We start from the raw sequence: 18269 nt of genomic DNA on the forward strand, positions 1-18269 counted from the left end.
CCCGCCATCCGCGGCACGCCCCGGATCCGCTCACACCTTGAGCACGGGCTCAGCGATGTCGCCGCTGCCGCGGGCCTTGAGATAGTCCGGCTGGAACAGGCACATCCGCACGGCGTCGCGGTAGCGCCCGTTTACGAAGAACTCGTCCTTGAGCACGCCCTCGGGACGGAAGCCGCAGCGCTCGTAGATGCGCACGGCCCGGGCATTGTCCCGGTCCACATGCAGGTAGAGCTTGTGGATGTTGAGCACGCTGAACGCGTAATCCATGGCGATCCGCGTGGCCTGCCAGGCATAGCCGCGGCCCTGGAAGTTGGGATGGATCGCGATCTGGAACTCGCAGCGCCGGTGCAGGTGGTTGATCTCCACCAGCTCGATCAGCCCGGCCGGCTCGCCGGTCGGATCGGCCACGATGAAGCGCCGCTCGGTCTGGTTGTGGATGTTGCGCTCGTAGAGCTGCTGCAGTTCGGCGAAGGACTCGTAGGCCTCCTCGAACCAGTAGCGCATGATGCTGTCGTTGTTGTTGAGCTGGTGGACGAAGCGCAGGTCCTCCCGCTCCAGCGGCCGCAGCTTGATGGTGATTCCGATGAGCGCGTTCATCACGCACAGGCCTCGATCAGGTTACGCAGGAACCGCTCACCCTGGCTGAGGGCCTCGAGGGTGATGAACTCGTCGGGCTGGTGGGCCTGGGCGATGTCGCCGGGCCCGCAGACGACGGTCGGGATGCCCGCCGCCTGGAACCGCCCGGCCTCGGTGGCGTAGGGCACCGCGACGGTGTGGTTGCGCCCGGCGAGCCGCAGGCACAGCCGCTCGGCCTCCGAGCCGGGCTCGGGGGCGAGCCCCGGGATATCGACCTCCTGCAGCGTCTCGATCCGCCCGAAATCGCCGTAGCGGTTGAGGCGCTCCCGGGTCACCCGCGCGGTCTCCTCGGCGAAGAGCCGCGGGATCTCAGCCGGGTCGAGATCCGGCAGGCCGCGGTACTCCCAGTGGAAGCGGCACTCCTTGGCGATGATGTTCCGGGCGGTGCCGCCCTGGATCGTCCCGACATGGACCGTGGTGGCGGCCGGATCGAACCGGCCGGAGGCGTCGCCGCGCTCGATCATGGCGTCGGCGATCCGGTTGAGGCCGGCGACGAGGTCGCAGGCGGCCGCCACCGCATTGGCCCCGAGAGCCGGCCGGGCCGAGTGGGCCTCGCGGCCGTGGACGGTGGTGAGGCAGGTGACGATGCTCTTGTGCGCGTCCGCCACCTCCATGCCGGTGGGCTCGCCCACGATCACCGCGCCGGGCCTCGGCAGGTCGGCGCCGAACCGCGCGATCCCGTCCATCGAGCCGAGGCAGGTGGTCTCCTCGTCGTAAGACAGCAGGATGTGGATCGGCCGCTTCAGGTCGGCCGCCAGCATGTCGGGCACCAGCGCCAGGACCAGGGCGTCGAAGCCCTTCATGTCGACCGCGCCGCGGCCGTAGGCCCGCCCGTCGGCAACGCGCAAAGTGAACGGGTCGCTGCTCCAGGCCTGGCCCAATGTCGGGACCACGTCGGTATGGCCGGACAGCACGACGCCGCCATCGACCATCGGGCCGATCGTGGCGAGGACGGCGGCCTTGTCGAAGCCCGCATTCGGCAGGTGCAGGTACGGGACGCCCCAGCCGTCGAGGTAGTCGCAGACGGCCTCGATCAGCGGGAGGTTGGACGAGTCGCTCTCGGTGTCGAAGGACACGAGGCGGGCCAGCATGTCGAGCGGGCTCAGCCGCTCGCCGGTCGCGGGCATGGGTTCCTCCGGGGCGAGGCCCCGGCCCGGGACCTCAGTGAAGGCTTCGGCGGACGTGCGGGCTGTCGAGGGAGAAGGCGGGGATCTCGGCCTCGAAGCTCTCACCGGCCACCGTCGCCATGGTGTAGCTGCCGGCCATCAGCCCGTCGGGCGTGTTCAGCGGGCAGCCGCTGGTGTAGCAGAAGGACTCGCCGGGCTCCAGCACCGGCTGCTTGCCGACCACGCCGGTCCCCCGCACTTCCTGGCAGGCGCCGTGCCCGTCGATGATGCGCCAATGCCGCGAGCGGAGCTGGACCTGCTCGCTGCCGTTATTCACGATCTCCACCGTGTAGGCGAAGAAATAACGGCTCTCGTTCGGCGAAGATTCCTCCTCGACGAAACGGGACTGAACGGTCACACTAATTCCCCGCGTCTCGGCCTTGTACATCGCCCTATTTGGCCCTTCTTTCGGACAATGCGATTCGCTGAAGCAGAATGAAACGCGCTTCCTGCGCGGTGGTAGTTGGCGGCGGAATCGCCGTCAATTGCGGCGGACTACCTCGCGCGGTCCCGGTCCGGACGCCGGACGGGTGCCACCGCGGGTTCGACTCGGGACGCGCTGTGACGGGTGGGAGACCAGATTAAGGCCGCGTTAGCCAGTCCCGGCGGAAATAGGCGGTCGACGCGGACCGGCCGGCGGCGCGCGAAGGAGAGACGGGCGCGATGACAGCGGGCGCAGGCACGGGGGCTGCCGATTCGGGCCCGGAGAGCCGCGGCGGCATCCTGCCGGCCCAGGCCATCGCGGCCCTGGCACAGGCCGGCGGGATCCGCACCGCGCACCCGTTCGCGGCCGACCAAATCCAGCCCGCCAGCATCGATCTGCGCCTCGGCGACACGGCCTATCGGGTGCGCACGAGCTTCCTGCCGGGTGCGGGACGCACGGTCCAGGCCTGCGTCGAGCACCTGTCGCTGCACCGGATCGACCTGCGCCCCGGGGCGGTCCTCGAGACCGGATGCGTCTACATCGCGGAGTTGCAGGAGCGCCTGTCGCTGCCCGGCGATCTCGCGGCGGCGGCGAATCCGAAGAGTTCCACCGGGCGCATCGACGTGTTCACCCGGGTGATCACCGACCGGGGCGAGGCGTTCGATCAGGTCGAGCCCGGCTATGACGGCCCGCTCTACGCCGAGATCTCCCCGCGCACCTTCCCAGTCCTGGTCCGCACCGGCTCGCGCCTGTCCCAGATCCGCTTCCGCCGCGGAGCGCCGCGGCTGAGCGAGGCCGAACTCGGCCGGCTCCACGCCCGCTCGGCCCTGGTCGATGTGGGCAGCCCGTCCTTCCAGGGCGGCGTCGCGGTCTCGGTGGACCTGTCCGGATTCGACGGGCTGATCGGCTACCGGGCCAAGCGACACACCGGCCTCGTCGACGTCGACGCCCCCGGGCGCCACCGCGCCGCCGATTTCTGGGAGCCGCTCGCCGCCGACGGATCGGGCAGCCTGATCCTCGATCCCGGCCAGTTCTACATCCTGGCCTCGAAGGAATCGGTCCAGGTCCCCCCGGACCACGCCGCCGAGATGGTGCCGTTCGATCCCCTGGTCGGGGAGTTCCGGGTCCATTACGCGGGCTTCTTCGATCCGGGCTTCGGCTATGCCGGGGCGGGGGGCGCAGGCAGCCGCGCCGTGCTGGAGGTCCGTTCCCGCGACGTGCCGTTCCTGCTGGAGGACGGCCAGATCGTCGGCCGCCTCGTCTACGAGCGCATGCTGGCCGAGCCGGAGACGCTCTACGGGGCGGGCGCGGGCTCGAACTACCAGGCCCAGGGCCTGAAGCTCTCGAAGCACTTCTTCCTTTAGCGCCAGCCGGACGCATCGATCGCATGGACGCGGTGGACCGGAAGATCCTGGACATCCTCCAGCAGGACACCACGCTCCCGGTGGCCGAACTCGCCGAGCGGGTCGGTATCAGCGCGGCGCCGTGCTGGCGGCGGGTGAAGAAGCTCGAAGCGACGGGCGTGATCCGGCGCCGGGTCGCGCTGGTCGACCGCCGCAAGGTCAATGTCCCGACGACGGTGTTCGTGGCCGTCAAGGCGCCGCGCCACGCCGCCGACTGGTCCGAGGCGTTCCGGCGGATCGTCGCCGATTTCCCCGAGATCGTCGAGGCGTGGCGACTCACCGGCGAGATCGACTACCTGCTGCGCATCGTGGTGCCCGATATCGAGGCCTACGACGCCGTCTACCAGCGGCTCATCGCCAAGCTCGACTTCTCGAACCTGTCCTCCTCCATCGCCATGGAGGAGATGAAGTACACGACCGCCGTCCCGACGCTCTACATGGCTTGAGCGGGCCGGCCCCGCCCGTCAGCCCTCGGCGATCTCGTAGGTCCGGTGGATCGAGGAGGCCTGCACCCGGTGATCGTAGCCGTAGACGTGGATCGACACGGCCGCCTCCGGTCCGTCATTGGCGATCCGGTGCAGGTTCGGCCCTGACGGCATCATGCAGGCGACGAAGCCGGGCTGGCGGACGGCGTCCAGGGTCGCCACCGCGTGGGTGTCGCTGATCGGCCGGTACCAGGTCTCGCGCAGGGCACCGCGCAGCAGGCGGAAACAGCATGAGCAATGGTGGTCGTGGACCGGCGTCGCGACGCCGGGTGGCCAGACCATCGCCCAGACGCTGATCGCCTCCGTGCCGAACAGCAGGTTGCGGCTCAGGCCCTCGCCCCGGCCGACCAGCCGCGATGGGTCGAGCAACTCAGGCCGGGACAGGATGCGCAGCAGCGTCGACCGGGCGGCGGCGAGATAGGCCTCGGGCGCGCGGCGGGCCGATCCCGCGAGATCCGACAACATCGCCTCGACCGCGGCGGACGTGATCGACGGCACCATCTGGGATCTCCTGCGCCCCGCTCGTTGAAGCTGCGACGATGTTATCGCGTGCCGGCCGACAGATGTTTGCGTTCTTCACGCTAAGACCGCCGTTCCCGGCGCCGCCATTGCGCGATCCGGCCTCTGCGAGAAACGTGATTGCGCGGGCGCGGCAGGGTGTGGACCGCCGTCGCCACGCGGGAGGATCAGGACCCGGCGACGGACCGCTCGAAGGCGTCGACCAGGATCCGGTCGAGCTTGCCGTCCATGCCGCGGAGGATCCCCATGGCCTCGGCGGCCGACATCGGCGGCCGGTACGGGCGACGTTCCACCAGGGCCGCGTAGACGTCGCACACGGTGATGAGCCGGACGATGTCGGGGATGGCATCGTCCCGCAGCCCGTCCGGATAGCCCGAACCGTCGAGCATCTCGTGGTGGTTGCGGACCACGGTGAGCACGGCCTCGTCGAACCCGCCCGCCTGGACGAGGATCGCGTGGCCCAGGGCCGGGTGCGCGCGCATCACGGCGCGCTCGTCCGCATCGAGGGGGCCGGGTTTGTTCAGGATCGCCAGGGGGATCTTGGCCTTTCCGACATCGTGGACGAGGGCGGCGCGCACGAGTTGCTGGCGGTCCGCCTCCGAGAAGCCGAGGTCGATGGCGAAGGCCGCGGCGAGGCCCGCCACCAGCAGGCAATGCTGGTAGGTGGCGTCGTCGTAGGCGCGCACAGTCTCGAGCCAGGATGCGAGGCCGCCCGCGCGGATCGCCCCGAGGATCGGGTCCAGTCCCGCGTCGAGGCGTGCGGCATCGACGGTTCCGGACCGGCGCGCGGCGTCGAGCAGGTCGGCGATGACCGCGCCCGCCGCGTCGGCGGCCTGGACGACCAGCGGCTCCCCGGCCTTCGACCGGATCGACCTGCGCGTGGCCTCCCCGGGCTGGAGCTGCGCCCGGAGTGCTTCCATCACGGTCTCGACCGGCGTGTCCATGGGCAGGCAGAGCCGCCCGCCCAGACCGCGCGCCGCCGACAGGCTCCGTTCGCCCATGCTGCGCATCAGGAAGACGCGGGGCAGGGCGGGGGTGGCCGCGATCAGGGCCCGCAGGCCGATGAGCGGCGAGGGCTGCAACAGGTCGAGGTCGGCGATAAGGGCGAGGCAGGGGCCGGGGGGCGGCCCCTCGGCGGCGCGCAGGACCGCACAGGGGGCGATCTGCTCGAGGGCGCGCACCAGGTCGGCGCGGCCCTGCGGCTGGTCGGTGTAGAGGACGAGGGTGCCCGCGTGCATCTCACCCGACGTGACCGTGTGCGAAGTCGGCGCCGCACTCGGACGGTGCGGCGCTTCGGTTCAGTGTAGGATAATGCGGCGAACTTGCCAGAGCGTATCGGCGGCGGCCGGAGGTCAGCCCGCGGCCGCGGCGTCGAGCAGCCAGGCCACCGCGCCCGCGCCGGTCACGCGGCCCGCCGGAAGGTCCTCCCCGGCGGCGAGGCGGGCGAGGGGCGCCCGCTTGCCCGCGCCGGTGACCAGGAACAGCACGTGCCGGGCGGAGGCGAGCGCCGGGACAGTCAGGGTGATGCGCGGCACGAAGGGGGCGAGGCCGGCCTCCGGCACGGGGGCGACCAGTCGCCGCGCCTCGTCCACCGCCGGCTTGCCGGGGAACAGCGAGGCGGTGTGCCCGTCCTCGCCGAGGCCCAGCAGGACGAGGTCGAACAGCGGCCGGTCCGGCGCGAGGCCGTCGGCGCCATAGAAGTCCAGCAGCGTGCGCTCGTAGGCGCGGGCACCGATCTCCGCCCCCGCGTCGGAGGGGATGAAATGCAGGTGCGTCGACGCGATCCGGGAGCCGTGGCCGAACGCCTCGCGGACCATCCGGACGTTGCTGCGCGGGTCGTCCCAGGGGACGACGCGGTCATCCCCGAAGAACCAGTGGATCCGCTCCCAGGGCACGCGCCCGGCCCAGTCGGGCCCGGCAAGCAGACCGTAGAGCACCTTCGGGGTCGATCCACCGGACAGGCAGATCGCGATCCGCTCGGAGTGGTTCTCGCCGCAGGCCGCGACCAGCCGCTCGGCCGCCGCGCGGGCGACCGCCTGCGGGTCGGGCAGGATATGGGTGCCGGCGGGAAGGCTCATGGGGCGTCCCTACGTCTTCGGCTCCTGATGGCCGCCGAAGCCCTTGCGCATCGCCGAGAGCAGCTTGTCGGCGTAGCTCTCGTGCTCCCGGGACCGGAACCGGCGGTAGAGCGCGGCGGAGAGGACCGTGGCCGGCACGCCCTCCTCGATGGCGGCGTTGATCGTCCACCGGCCCTCGCCGGAATCGTCGACGTGGCCGGAGAACTCGGTGAGCTGCGCGTCGCCGGCCAGAGCCTGGGCGGTCAGGTCGAGGAGCCACGAGGAGACGACGCTGCCGCGCCGCCACACCTCGGCGACGTCGCCCAGGTCGAGGTCGAACCGCCGCTCGGCCGGCAGGGCCTCGGTATTGGCGTGGCGGAGGATGTCGAAGCCCTCGGCGTAGGCCTGCATGAGGCCGTACTCGATGCCGTTATGGACCATCTTCACAAAATGGCCCGCCCCGGTCGGACCGGCATGGATATAGCCCTGCTCGGCGCGGGGATCACGGCCCTCGCGGCCCGGCGTCCGCGGGATGTCGCCGATGCCGGGCGCCAGGGTCTTGAAGATCGGGTCGAGGCGGTCGACGGTCTCGGCGTCGCCGCCGATCATCATGCAATAGCCGCGCTCCAGCCCCCAGACGCCACCCGAGGTGCCGACATCCACGTAGTGCAAGCCCTTCTCCCTGAGGGCGATCCCCCGGCGGACATCGTCGCCGTAGAAGGAATTGCCGCCGTCGATGATGCAGTCGCCGGATTGCATCAGGCCCGCGAGGGTCTGGACGGCCGCCTCGGTGATCGCGCCCGCCGGGAGCATCACCCAGGCCGCGCGCGGCAGTTCCAGCTTGGAAACCAGATCCTCGAGGCTCGATGCGCCGACCGCGCCGGCCTCCACCAGCGCCGCGACCGCCGCGGGGTTCTGGTCGAACACCACCGCCGTGTGCCCGTCCCGCAGGAGGCGCCGGACGATGTTGCCGCCCATCCGGCCGAGGCCGATCATGCCGAGTTGCATTGCCGTGGTCTCCTCGGGGTTTCCCCTCCCCGTTGCGGGGAGCGGACTGGGGTGATGGTGCGGCTGGCGGCACCGTCCTGTTCAGTTCGGAACCACCCCCGGCTCTCCCTATGGCTCAGGGCGCCTGATTTGGCGGCGGCTCCCTATGACGGGCCAATCCCAGACCTCTCCCTCCCCCCGCAGGGCGCTGAGGGCAGGGAGGAGCCTGAGGCGACCTACGCAACCGCCGCCTTCAGCGCCGCCGCAACCCGCTTCAGACCGGCACCGAGATCGCCCTTGATGTGGACCCGCAGCGCCCGCCGTCCACGCTCGGCGAGCACGGCGAAGTCGCCGCGCGCCTGCGCGGCCACCACCGTGGCGAAGCCCAGGGACCGGCCGGGGATCGGCAGGTCCTGTGCCGGCTCGGAGGTGATCTGCAGGAACACGCCGGTGTTCGGGCCGCCCTTGTAGGCCTGTCCCGTCGAGTGTAGGAACCGCGGCCCGAATTCCAGGCAGGTCGCGACCTTGCGGGCGTCGCGCACCGCGATCCGCGCCTCTTGAAGGACCGCCGCCGTGTCGGCGTCGCGGGGCACGTAAGCCAGCAGCGCGAGATAGTCGCCGTCCTTGAGCCGGGCGAGCTGGGCCTTGAGCGCCGCCGCAAGCCCCTCGGGTGCCGCCTTCAGGCTCTCGGCATTCTGCGGGTCGGCGTAGAGGGCGAGCGCGTCGTCCTCGAAGAGCGGCGTCTCCCCGGGGAGGGCGCCCTTGGCTTCGGCCGCCGCGAACAGCTTCTTGGTCTCGACCTTGCTGGCCTCGACGTCGGGCTGGTCGAACGGGTTGATGCCGAGCACCGCACCGGCCACGGCGGTGGCCATCTCCAGGCGGTAGAATTCCTGGGGCATCTGGTCGATGGAATCGAGGGTGATGCGGGCGATCGGGTGACCGTCCCGCTCCAGGGCGCGCAGGGCTTCGTCCTGCGCCGCCTCGGCATGCCCGTCCAGGCGCAGGTAGAGGAAGAACCGGTCGCGTCCGTAGACCGCGGGGACGCCGACCGGCTCGCCGTCCACCGGCACGAGGCCCTTGCCCTGCTTGCCGGTCGATTCGGCGATGAGCTGCTCGGCCCAGGCGCCGAAGCTCGCGAGCGGCGGCGAGGCGACGACCGTCACCTTGTCGCGCCCGGCGAGCGCCGCCGCGCCCAGGGCGGTGCCGAGCAGCACGCCCGGATTCTGGGACGGCGGCACGGCCGGGCCGCAGGAACGGACCATGATGCGCGCCGTCTCGAGGAGCGCCTTGACGTCGAGCCCCATGGCGGCGGCCGGGACGAGTCCGAAGGCCGAGAGCACCGAGTAGCGCCCGCCGATCTGCTTCACCCCGTAGAAGATTTTCTTGAACCGATCATCCTGCGCCGCGCGCTCCATGTCGGAGCCGGGATCGGTGACGGCGACGAAGTGATCGCCGGCCCGGTCGCCGAGCGTCGCCTTCACCCGCCCCAGGAAGTAGTCGCGGAACACGTTCGGCTCCAGCGTCGAGCCGGACTTGGACGCGACGATGAACAGCGTCTTCCCGAGATCGATGCTCGCCTCGAGGGCGCGCACCTGATCGGGATGGGTGGAATCGAGGATCTGGAGCTTCGGGAAGCCCTCGCGCGGGCCGTAGGTCAGGCTCAGCACCTCCGGGCCGAGGCTCGACCCGCCCATGCCCAGCACGACGGCGTCGGTGAAGCCCTCCGCCCTGACCCAGTCCGAGAAGGCGGCGTAGTCGGCGGCCTTCTCCAGCTCCTCCTCGACGATGTGGAGCCAGCCGAGCCAGCGCGCCTCGTCGTGCCCCGACCAGACCGAGGCGTCCCCCGCCCAGAGGCGGCGGATCGAGCCGGTGGCGCGCCAGGACTCGACGGTCTTCTTCGCCTCGGCCGCCAGCGCGTCGTCCATCACGAGGGTCTGGCCGTCGAGCCGGTGGCCCAAAAGCGCGGCGCGCTTGCCCGCGACCGCGCCCAGGAGGTTGTCGGCCGCGTCGATGAAGAGCTGCACGCCCTCGCGCACCAGCTGCTCGGCCACCGCCTCGATGTCGATGCCCGCCCGGGCGAGGCGGGCCATCACGGCTTCCGCCCCCGGCACGTCCTCCTCGATGGTCGCCCGCGCGGTGCCATGGTCGCGGAACGCGTCCATGGTGGCCGGCGGCATGGTGTTGACGGTGTTCGGGCCGATCAGCTCCTCGACGTAGAGCACGTCGGAATAGGCCTTGTTCTTCACCCCCGTGGAGGCCCAGAGTAGCCGCTGCGCGTTGGCGCCCTTCTCGGCCAGCGCGGTCCACTTGGACTCCGCGAAGATGCGCTTGTAGCGCTGGTAGGCGAGCTTGGCGTTGGCGATCGCGACCTTGCCCTTGAGCTGCTCCAGGGCGAGCTTCTCGTCGGGGTCGTTGGCCTGCGCGATCTTCTCGTCCAGTTGCTTGTCGACCAGCACGTCGATGCGGCTGATGAAGAAGCTCGCCACGCTGGCAATCCGCGAGACGTCGTGGCCGGCCTTCGCCCGCGCGTCGAGCCCGTCGATGAAGGCGCGGGCCACCGCCGCGTAGGCCTCCTGCGAGAACAGGAGGGTGACGTTGATCGAGATGCCCTCTTCCGTGAGCTGGCGGATCGCCGGGATGCCCTCGGGCGTGGCCGGGACCTTCACCATCAGGTTGTCGCGCGAGACCGCCTTGTGCAGGCGCCGCGCCTCGGTCAGCGTCTCCTCGGTGTCCAGCGCCAGATAGGGGGAGACCTCCAGGCTGACGTAGCCGTCGGCCCCGTCGCTCGCCTCGTAGACCGGGCGGAGCACGTCGGCCGCCGCCTGGATATCGGCGATGGCCAGACCCTCGTAGAGATCGATCACGCGGCTGTCGCCGGTCTCCTGCACGGCCCGGAGGCTGGCATCGTACTCGTCCGAGTGGCCGATCGCCTTCTCGAAGATCGACGGGTTGGAGGTGACGCCCCGCAGGCCGTCCGTCTCGACGAGCCGCTTCAGCTCGCCCTTCTGGATGAAGCCGCGGGCCACGAAATCGAGCCAGACCGCTTGATCCTGTTCGTCGTGCAGGGCCTTGAGCGCGTTCATGTCGTTTCCTCGTCTCGCGTGCCGCTTTTTGCCGGGCGCCCTCCCTCCCCCCTTTGCGGGGGAGGGTGGCCCTCGCGTCAGCGAGGGTCGGGAGAGGGGAACCCGGCTTCAGGAAAGGGGTGTGACCAGCACGAAGGGCAATGCCCGATCCTGCACCGTCGCTCCCCTCTCCCGACCCCCTTCGGGGGCCACCCTCCCCCGCAGAGGGGGGAGGGGGCCGTCGCGTATCAGTCGTTACCGCTTGTGCTTGGCCACCTGCGCCCTGGCGGCTTCCAGAACCTTCTCGGGGGTGAAGCCGAACTTGGACTGGAGATCCTTGATCGGTGCCGAGGCGCCGAAGGTGCTCATGCCGATGATCGCGCCCTCGGAGCCGGCATAGCGGTCCCAGCCGATGATGCTGCCCTGCTCGACGGCGACCCGCGCCTTGACGGCCGGCGGCAGCACCGCATGGCGGTAGGCCTCGTCCTGCCGCTCGAACAGGTCCCAGGAGGGCATCGACACCACCCGGGCCTTCACGCCCTCGGCCGTCAGCGCCTCGTAGGCGCCGACGCACAGCTGCACCTCGGAGCCCGAGCCGAGCAGGATCACCTCCGGCGTGCCCGCACAATCGGCCAGCACATAGCCGCCCTTGGCGGTGCCGGAGGCCGCGCCGAACTTGGTGCGGTCCAGGGTCGGCAGCGGCTGGCGGGAGAGGGCCAGCACGGCCGGCTGGTTCTTGAGCGAGAAGATCACCCGGTAGGATTCAGCGACCTCGTTGGCGTCGGCCGGACGCAGGGTGACGAGACCCGGGATGCAGCGCAGCGACAGGAGCTGTTCCACCGGCTGGTGGGTCGGCCCGTCCTCGCCCACGCCGATCGAATCGTGGGTGAAGATGTGGAAGACCGGGAGCTCCATGAGCGAGGCGAGCCGGATCGGCGGGCGCATGTAGTCGGCGAAGACCAGGAAGGTCGCCCCGTAGGCACGCAGGCCGGAGAGGCCGAGCCCGTTCACGATCGACCCCATGGCGTGCTCGCGCACGCCGAAATGCAGGTTGCGGCCGCCGGGCGAGAACGGCCCGAACGAGCCCGCGCCCTCGAAGGTCAGGTTCGACTTGTTGGACGGGGCCAAGTCGGCGGAGCCGCCGAGCATGAACGGCACGTGCTGCGCGATGGCGTTGAGCACCTTGCCGGAGGATTCGCGCGTCGCCATCCCCTTGGCGTCGGGTTCGAAGACCGGAATGTCCTTGTCCCAGCCCTCGGGCAGGCGCCCCTCCAGCAGGGCGGCGAGATCCTCGGCGTGGGCGGCATCCGCCTCCCGGGCCTGGGTCAGGAAGCCCTGCCACGCGTCGTAGAGGGCGGCGCCGCGCTGGCCGATGCCATCGCGAAAATTCTCGTGGACGCCGTCCGGGACCAGGAACTGGGCGTCCTCCGGCCAGCCATAGGCGCGCTTGGCGCCCTTGACCTCGTCCACGCCCAGCGCGTCCGAATGGGCCTTGGACGTCCCCTGCTTGTTCGGCGCGCCGTAGCCGATCACCGACTTGACGATGATCAGCGTCGGCCGGTCATGGCTGGCGAGGAACGTGTCGAGCGAGCCGGTGATCGCGTGCAGGTCGTTGGCATCGGCGACGCGGAGCACCTGCCAGCCATAGGCCAGGAAGCGGGTCGCGACCTCCTCGCCGAAGGCCAGCTCGGTGTGGCCCTCGATGGTGACGGTGTTGTCGTCGTAGATCCAGCAGAGGTTGGCCAGCCGCAGGTGGCCGGCCAGCGACGCCGCCTCGGAGGCCACACCCTCCATCAGGTCGCCGTCCGAGCAGATCGCGTAGACGTTGTAGTCGAACAGCGGCAGGTTCGGCCGGTTGAGGTGCTGGCCGAGGAAGCGGCTGCCCATCGCCATGCCGACCGAGTTGGCCACGCCCTGGCCGAGGGGCCCGGTGGTGGTCTCGACGCCGGTGGTGAAGTGGTATTCCGGATGGCCGGGCGTGCGGCTGTCGAGCTGCCGGAACTTCTTGATGTCCTCCAGCGCCACCGCCGGGGCATTGCCGCCGTCGCTCTCGGCGACGTTGGCCAGATGCAGCAGCGCGTAGAGCAGCATCGAGGCGTGGCCGCAGGACAGGACGAAGCGGTCGCGATTCGGCCAGTGCGGGTGCGCCGGGTCGTAGCGCAGGTAGCGGTTCCAGAGGGTGTAGGCCACGGGGGCGAGGCCCATCGGCGCGCCGGCATGGCCGGAATTGGCCTTCTGCACCGCGTCGATCGCCAGCGTCCGGATCGTGTTGATGCTGAGCGTATCGATCTCAGCGAGGGCCGCCTTGGCCGGGGTGTCAGCACCGCTCATGATGTCGCGTCTTCCAGTTCGCCTCTCGCGGTCCGCTTCGCGGCTTCGCGCTGCCGAAGGACGGCGGGAGGGGCTCCGTTGGCCTTACCACCCTGACGGTCCGCCGGCCCTTCGCCGCGCGTATAGCTGAGCAGCGTGTTGACGAGCGCGACGTGGGTGAACGCCTGCGGATAGTTACCCACAAGGCGCTTGGCATGCACGTCGTATTCCTCGCTGACGAGGCCGAGATCGGTGCAGATGCCGATGAGGCGCTCGATGATCGCCCTTGCCTCGTCCCGCCGGCCCAGGCCGATCAGGTTGTCGACGTACCAGAACGTGCAGGGCAGGAAGGCCCCCTCGTTGCCCGACAGGCCGTCGGTGACCTGCCCTTCGGTCTCGTAGCGGAGGATGAAGCCGTCCCGCATCAGCCCCTTGCCGATCGCCTCGACGGTGCCGACCACCCGGGGATCGTCCTGCGGCAGGAATCCGGTATGGGCGATGAGGAGCAAACTCGCGTCCAGGGCCTTCGACCCGTAGGACTGGACGAAGCTGTTCAGCGCGGGGTCGAACCCCTTCGCGCAGACCTCCGCGTGGATCTCGTCCCGGACGGCGCGCCAGCGCTTCGCGTGCTCCTCCGTGGCGCCCGATTCATGCATCTCGTGCATGCGCAGGGCGCGGTCGAACGCCACCCAGGCCATCACCTTGGAATGGGTGAAGTGGCGCGCCCCCCCGCGCACCTCCCAGATGCCCTCGTCGGGCCGGCGCCAGGCGCGTTCGAGGTGGCCGAGGATCGCCAGGCCGACCCGCAGCCCGTCCGCGCTCACCGGCAGGCCGCGGGCATGGGCCTGGTAGAGCGCATCGAACAGCTCGCCGTAGACGTCGATCTGGAACTGGCCGGCGGCCGCGTTGCCGATGCGGACGGGCCGCGAATTCTCGTAGCCGGGCAGCCAGTCGAGCTCGATCTCGGGCAGCAGCCGCTCGCCGCCGATCCCGTAGAGGATGTGCGCCTGTTCCGGATTTCCGGCCACCGCCCGCTGCAGCCAGCCGAGCCAGTCGCGCGCCTCGTCGATATAGCCGCCGTCCATCAGGGCGATCAGCGTCAGCGTCGAGTCGCGCAGCCAGCAGAAGCGGTAATCCCAGTTGCGCTCGCCGCCGAGACCCTCCGGCAGGGAGGCGGTCGGCGCCGCCACGATGCCGCCGGTGGGTTCGTAGATCAGCGCCTTGAGGGTCAGGAGCGAGCGCTGGAGCATCTGATCCCAGGCCGTGCCGCCGGTGCAGCGGCTCGACCATTCGCGCCAGTGCTGATCCGTGGCGTCGAGCGCCCTGCGCGGCTCGATCGCGACGGGATCGTCCTCGTGGGAGGGGCCATAGCTCAGGACGAACCGGTGCTTCTGCCCGGCATGGACGGTGAATTCGGCCGTCGTGGTCTGTGCGTCCGAGCCTTTCAGGTGGACATCGGTGCGCAGCACGACCTTGTGGGGCCCCGAGACGGCGCGCAGGTCACCGAGTTCCGAGCGGGACACCCAGGGCACCGCCGAGCCGTAATCGAAGCGGACCGCCATCTCCATCCGCATGGCGACGCGCCCATGGATGCCCTCGACCAGGCGCACGAGATGCGATCCGTCGCCCACCGGCATGAAGTCGGTGACCAGGACCTCCCCCAGCCGCGTGGCGTGGCGCGTCTCCAGCACGAGGCTGCCCGGCCGATAGGACCAGCGCGTCTCGACGTGCTCCGCTTCGGGGAAGATCTTCCAGAACCCGTGCGCCTCGGTCCCGAGCAGGTTGGTGAACAGGGCCGCCGCGTCGAAGCGCGGCCAGCACAGCCAGTCGACGCTGCCCTGCCGGCTGATCAGCGCGGCGCTGCGGCAATCGCCGACGAGCGCGTAATCCTCGATGCGTGCAGCCATCCGGCCCCGGCCCCGGTCCGCGTCCGGCTAGGGCCGTCCGCTGCAATGCACCTAGGACGGGCGGCCGGCAGATCCAGGGGGATCGCCCCCGGCGGCGGCCGGTCAGCGCAGGCAGTCGGCCACCGCGAGGGAGACGGAGCCCTGGACCGCAGCGGCGCCGCTGCGCATGAGTTCGGCCGCGTCGCCCAGGACCTCGGCGGCGGGCGCCAGGGTCTCGGCGACCGTGTCGGCGAAGGGCAGGGCCGGATGCGGGATCGCGCCGCTCTCAACCGGTTCCGCGGCCTCCGCATGGGCGGCCGCGAACGGATCGGCGCCGCGCTGGGGCGCCTCCGGGCACCGGCGGCCCGGGCAGGGACGCCGGGTCGCGGCGGCGAGGCGCGGCGCCGGTCGGGTCGGCACCCCGGCGTGGAGGGTCGACGCGGTGGCTCGCGGCGCCGAGGCGTCGAGCGGGAAGGCTTCGGCGAAGACCAGAGCGGCCGGGAGGCGGCCGGGTCCGGCGGGAATCGCGGTCATCGGCGCGAAGGCGGTCGGGGTGGGTGCGGACGCGACCGGCGCGAGGGATTCCGTCGTCAGCGGATCGGACAGCGCGAGATCCGCCCGCGAGGCCGGGCGGGCCGGATTTGACGACGGGCAATAGAGCGAGGCCGCGCCCAGCACGGCGACGACGATCAGCGTGGGCAGGAACGGCATCGAGACCCGGGCGGTGCCGGCGTCCGTGAGGGCGGGCTGATCTGGCCTGCGCATCCGACTCACCGATCTCCCTGATCGCTCCGATGCCCGCAGGAGGGGCCGACAATGCGGCGGAAACGGGACCGTTTCTTTTCGCGGGCGTTGCAAGCCGCCTCGGATCGGGGGTTGGTCAGGGTTGGGGAGAAAACCCGGTCGCGCTTCCCCGGAACCCCGGTGGGGGGCATATCCCTTGCTTGGCCCGGCCTGCCCGCACCGGGCCGCCGAGACGACCCGCCCCGAACCGGGCCCCGATGACCGAATCAAGCCTGACCGTCGCCGTGATCGATCCGAGCCGCGCCCGCGCGGCGATCCTGGAGGAGGGACTGCGCGCGGCCGGGGTCGGCCGCGTGGTGGTCATCCCCGACACCGTCGACCTGATGGAGCGCGTGACCGCCCTCAAGCCCGACGTGGTGGTGATCCACCTGGAGAGCCCGAGCCGGGACATCCTGGAGCAGATGTCGGGGGTCTCGCGGCAGGTGGAGCGGCCCGTCGCCATGTTCGTCGACCGCTCGGACACCACCATGATGCAGGCCGCCGTGGATGCCGGGATCTCGGCCTACGTGGTGGATGGGCTGCGGGCGGAGCGGATCAAGTCGATCCTCGACATCGCGATCCTCCGCTTCAACGCCTTCGCGCGCCTGCAGCGTGAATTGTCGGAGGCCCGGGGCGAGCTCGCCGACCGCAAGCTGATCGAGCGGGCCAAGGGGATCCTGATGAGCCTGAAGGGCCTCTCGGAGGACGAGGCGTACAAGCAGCTGCGCCGCAAGGCCATGAACGAGAAGCGCAAGATCGCCGACATCGCCCGGGCGATTGTCACCACCGCGGACCTGCTCGGATGAGGCTCCAGCTCGGCTACGTCCCGCTCTGCGACGCCGCCCCCCTGATCGCGGCGCACGAACTCGGCTTCGCCCGGGCCGAGGGCCTCGAACTCGACCTCACGGCCGAGCCGTCCTGGGCGACCCTGCGCGACCGGCTGGCGCTCGGGCATCTCGACGGCGCCCACATGCTGGCACCGCTGGCGCTGGCAAGCCGCTTGTCCCTGTCGGGTCCGCCCTCCGACCTGATCGTTCCGATGCAGCTCAGCGTCAACGGCAACGCCATCACCCTGTCGCGCAGCCTCTGGGCCGCGATGGCGCCGGAGAGCGAGCGCCCCGGCGACGTCGCCCGGGCCTTCGCCCGGGAGGCGGAGGCGCGCCGCGCCGCGGGCCGGCCGCTGACCCTGGGTACCGTCCACCCGTTCTCGTGCCACAGCTACCAGCTGCGGTTGTTCGCCGAGGCCGGCGGGCTCGACCCGGGCGCGTTCCGCACCGTCGTGGTCCCGCCCCAGTACAGCGTCGAGACCCTCGCCCGGGGCCTGGTCGACGGGTTCTGCGCGGGTGCGCCGTGGAACGACGTGGCGGTGGCAGCCGGGCACGGGCGGATCGCGGTGCTCGGCAGCGCGCTGGCCCCGGACGCCCCCGAGAAGGTGCTGGCGGTGTCCGAGCGCCTCGACGGCACGATCCTCCCGCTGGTCCGCGCGGTGGCCCGGGCCGGGCGGTGGTGCGCCGATCCGGACAACCGCACGGAGCTGGCGCACCGCCTCGCGCGGCGGAGCTACCTCGACCTCGATGAGGCGATCGTCGGCCTTTCCCTGCCGGGCGGAGCGCCGGCCCCGGCGGCCACCGGCGCGGCCCTCGGCTTCGGCGCCGCGATCCAGGAGCCGCGTTTCGCGGACGCGCGATGGCTCCTCGCGCAGATGCAGGCCGCGCGGCAGGTGGTCGATCCGACCGGTTTCGAAGCCGCGCTCCCCACGGTCTACAGGCCCGATCTCTTTCGGGTGGCGGCGGACGACCTCTGAGGCGCGCGACAGCCGCTGAGTTTCGTCACCGGCGGGCCTCATCAGGGCGACAGGGACTGGAACGTCGTGCGGCCCGACCCGTTGTGTCGATGCCATGCCCGGATGCCGCAAACTCGATACTGGCTCGTACCCGTCGCATCCGCGGATGCGCGACGAGCTTCGCCGTCACGTCCAGCGGGGCGGCAGGACCCCGCGGGCGAGCAACGATAACCGGCGTGCCGGTACCAACCGCAACTGGTACTGGGTCCTCTTGGTCGGAGCGATGCCGACCCTCGGCCTGCTGGCAGTTCTCTCCACCCTCATCTGATCAGAATCTCCGGTCTGACCGGACTGGTTCCACGCGCCTGCCCCGATGCGCTCGGAGGCTGCGGGATCAACGTCGCGTCCATGCGGCGTCTCCGGATCAGGCCCCGTGCACCCCGGTGCCGCGTGCCGTCATTCAGGTTCCGGGCGACTGATCATTTAACCGGCGTGCGCCCGCTTTTTGTGCAGCGCACGGGTCGGGCCCAGGCGGATCCCGGCCCTGCGGCCGAAACGCATCCTGCCTTTCCGGTCCGCGACTTAACCATCTGGCGCCGTCTCTGGCACGGAAGCTGCTACCTCACATGGGTCCGTCAACGGCGACGGGCAGCGCCGTCAGCGAGGCCGCTGATCCGGTTCTCCTGAGGCTGAAGCCGGCTGGGAGATCACCGGCAGCGGCTTTTTCGTGGGCGGTCCGCCAACGACCCTGCAATCGAGGTTCCAGAC

At 70.9% G+C, this 18269-nt stretch carries 15 protein-coding genes; 4 read left to right on the plus strand and 11 right to left on the minus strand.

What is annotated here, in order from left to right; genetic code table 11:
* Positions 1-30: 30 nt before the first annotated feature.
* From speG to apaG, 3 genes are read right to left on the minus strand one after another with little or no spacing between them, the layout of a single operon-like run.
* Positions 31-597, minus strand: coding sequence for a spermidine N1-acetyltransferase (speG, locus tag AC3IF1_RS13920; protein WP_243967571.1), 567 nt, complete (start codon positions 595-597; stop codon positions 31-33).
* Positions 597-1763 carry an acetylornithine deacetylase gene (argE, locus tag AC3IF1_RS13925; protein ID WP_489218080.1) on the minus strand — a complete coding sequence of 389 codons (1167 nt, stop codon included), beginning with the start codon at positions 1761-1763 and terminating at the stop codon, positions 597-599. The genes speG and argE overlap by 1 nt, the downstream gene beginning before the upstream one ends.
* Positions 1764-1797: 34 nt before the next feature.
* Positions 1798-2190 carry a Co2+/Mg2+ efflux protein ApaG gene (apaG, locus tag AC3IF1_RS13930; RefSeq protein ID WP_043355208.1) on the minus strand — a complete coding sequence of 131 codons (393 nt, stop codon included), beginning with the start codon at positions 2188-2190 and terminating at the stop codon, positions 1798-1800.
* A gap of 275 nt (positions 2191-2465) precedes the next feature.
* On the opposite strand from apaG, the gene AC3IF1_RS13935 reads away from it, so the two are divergent.
* Together AC3IF1_RS13935 and AC3IF1_RS13940 are read left to right on the plus strand one after the other, a co-directional pair.
* On the plus strand, positions 2466-3590 hold the full coding sequence (locus tag AC3IF1_RS13935; RefSeq protein WP_243967569.1) for a 2'-deoxycytidine 5'-triphosphate deaminase: 1125 nt from the start codon (positions 2466-2468) through the stop codon (positions 3588-3590).
* 23 nt (positions 3591-3613) lie between these two features.
* The gene (locus AC3IF1_RS13940; protein WP_489218083.1) at positions 3614-4075 is read left to right on the plus strand and encodes an Lrp/AsnC family transcriptional regulator; all 462 of its coding nucleotides are present in this window, start codon (positions 3614-3616) and stop codon (positions 4073-4075) included.
* Positions 4076-4093: 18 nt separating this feature from the next.
* On the opposite strand, the gene AC3IF1_RS13945 is transcribed toward AC3IF1_RS13940, so the two are convergent.
* The 8 genes from AC3IF1_RS13945 to AC3IF1_RS13980 all read right to left on the minus strand — a co-directional run bounded on the left by AC3IF1_RS13945 (position 4094) and on the right by AC3IF1_RS13980 (position 15700).
* Positions 4094-4615 (minus strand): cysteine dioxygenase, encoded by a 522-nt coding sequence (locus AC3IF1_RS13945; RefSeq protein ID WP_489218085.1) that lies wholly within the window; start codon positions 4613-4615, stop codon positions 4094-4096.
* Positions 4616-4800: 185 nt separating this feature from the next.
* Positions 4801-5871, minus strand: coding sequence for an HD-GYP domain-containing protein (locus AC3IF1_RS13950; protein WP_489218087.1), 1071 nt, complete (start codon positions 5869-5871; stop codon positions 4801-4803).
* A gap of 114 nt (positions 5872-5985) precedes the next feature.
* On the minus strand, positions 5986-6711 hold the full coding sequence (pgl, locus tag AC3IF1_RS13955; protein WP_489218088.1) for a 6-phosphogluconolactonase: 726 nt from the start codon (positions 6709-6711) through the stop codon (positions 5986-5988).
* A 9-nt stretch (positions 6712-6720) separates the two neighbouring features.
* Positions 6721-7698: a phosphogluconate dehydrogenase (NAD(+)-dependent, decarboxylating) gene (gnd, locus tag AC3IF1_RS13960; protein ID WP_489218089.1), complete on the minus strand. Its 978-nt coding sequence runs from the start codon at positions 7696-7698 to the stop codon at positions 6721-6723.
* 215 nt (positions 7699-7913) lie between these two features.
* Positions 7914-10760, minus strand: a complete 2847-nt coding sequence (locus AC3IF1_RS13965) for a bifunctional transaldolase/phosoglucose isomerase (RefSeq protein WP_489218091.1) — start codon at positions 10758-10760, stop codon at positions 7914-7916.
* A 234-nt stretch (positions 10761-10994) separates the two neighbouring features.
* Positions 10995-13070, minus strand: a complete 2076-nt coding sequence (gene tkt / locus AC3IF1_RS13970; protein ID WP_489218092.1) for a transketolase — start codon at positions 13068-13070, stop codon at positions 10995-10997.
* A complete protein-coding gene (locus tag AC3IF1_RS13975) occupies positions 13067-14956 on the minus strand; it encodes a glycoside hydrolase family 15 protein (RefSeq protein WP_489218094.1) in 1890 nt (629 codons plus the stop codon). The genes tkt and AC3IF1_RS13975 overlap by 4 nt, the downstream gene beginning before the upstream one ends.
* A 102-nt stretch (positions 14957-15058) precedes the next feature.
* Positions 15059-15700, minus strand: coding sequence for a hypothetical protein (locus tag AC3IF1_RS13980; protein WP_489218095.1), 642 nt, complete (start codon positions 15698-15700; stop codon positions 15059-15061).
* A 236-nt stretch (positions 15701-15936) separates the two neighbouring features.
* Between AC3IF1_RS13980 and AC3IF1_RS13985 the strand changes: the two genes are divergently transcribed.
* Together AC3IF1_RS13985 and AC3IF1_RS13990 are read left to right on the plus strand one after the other, a co-directional pair.
* Positions 15937-16524, plus strand: coding sequence for an ANTAR domain-containing response regulator (locus AC3IF1_RS13985; RefSeq protein WP_243967558.1), 588 nt, complete (start codon positions 15937-15939; stop codon positions 16522-16524).
* Positions 16521-17522, plus strand: coding sequence for a CmpA/NrtA family ABC transporter substrate-binding protein (locus AC3IF1_RS13990; protein ID WP_489218098.1), 1002 nt, complete (start codon positions 16521-16523; stop codon positions 17520-17522). Before AC3IF1_RS13985 ends, AC3IF1_RS13990 begins: the two co-directional genes overlap by 4 nt.
* Positions 17523-18269 lie beyond the last annotated feature (747 nt).

The organism is Methylobacterium sp. E-012, assembly GCF_057836545.1.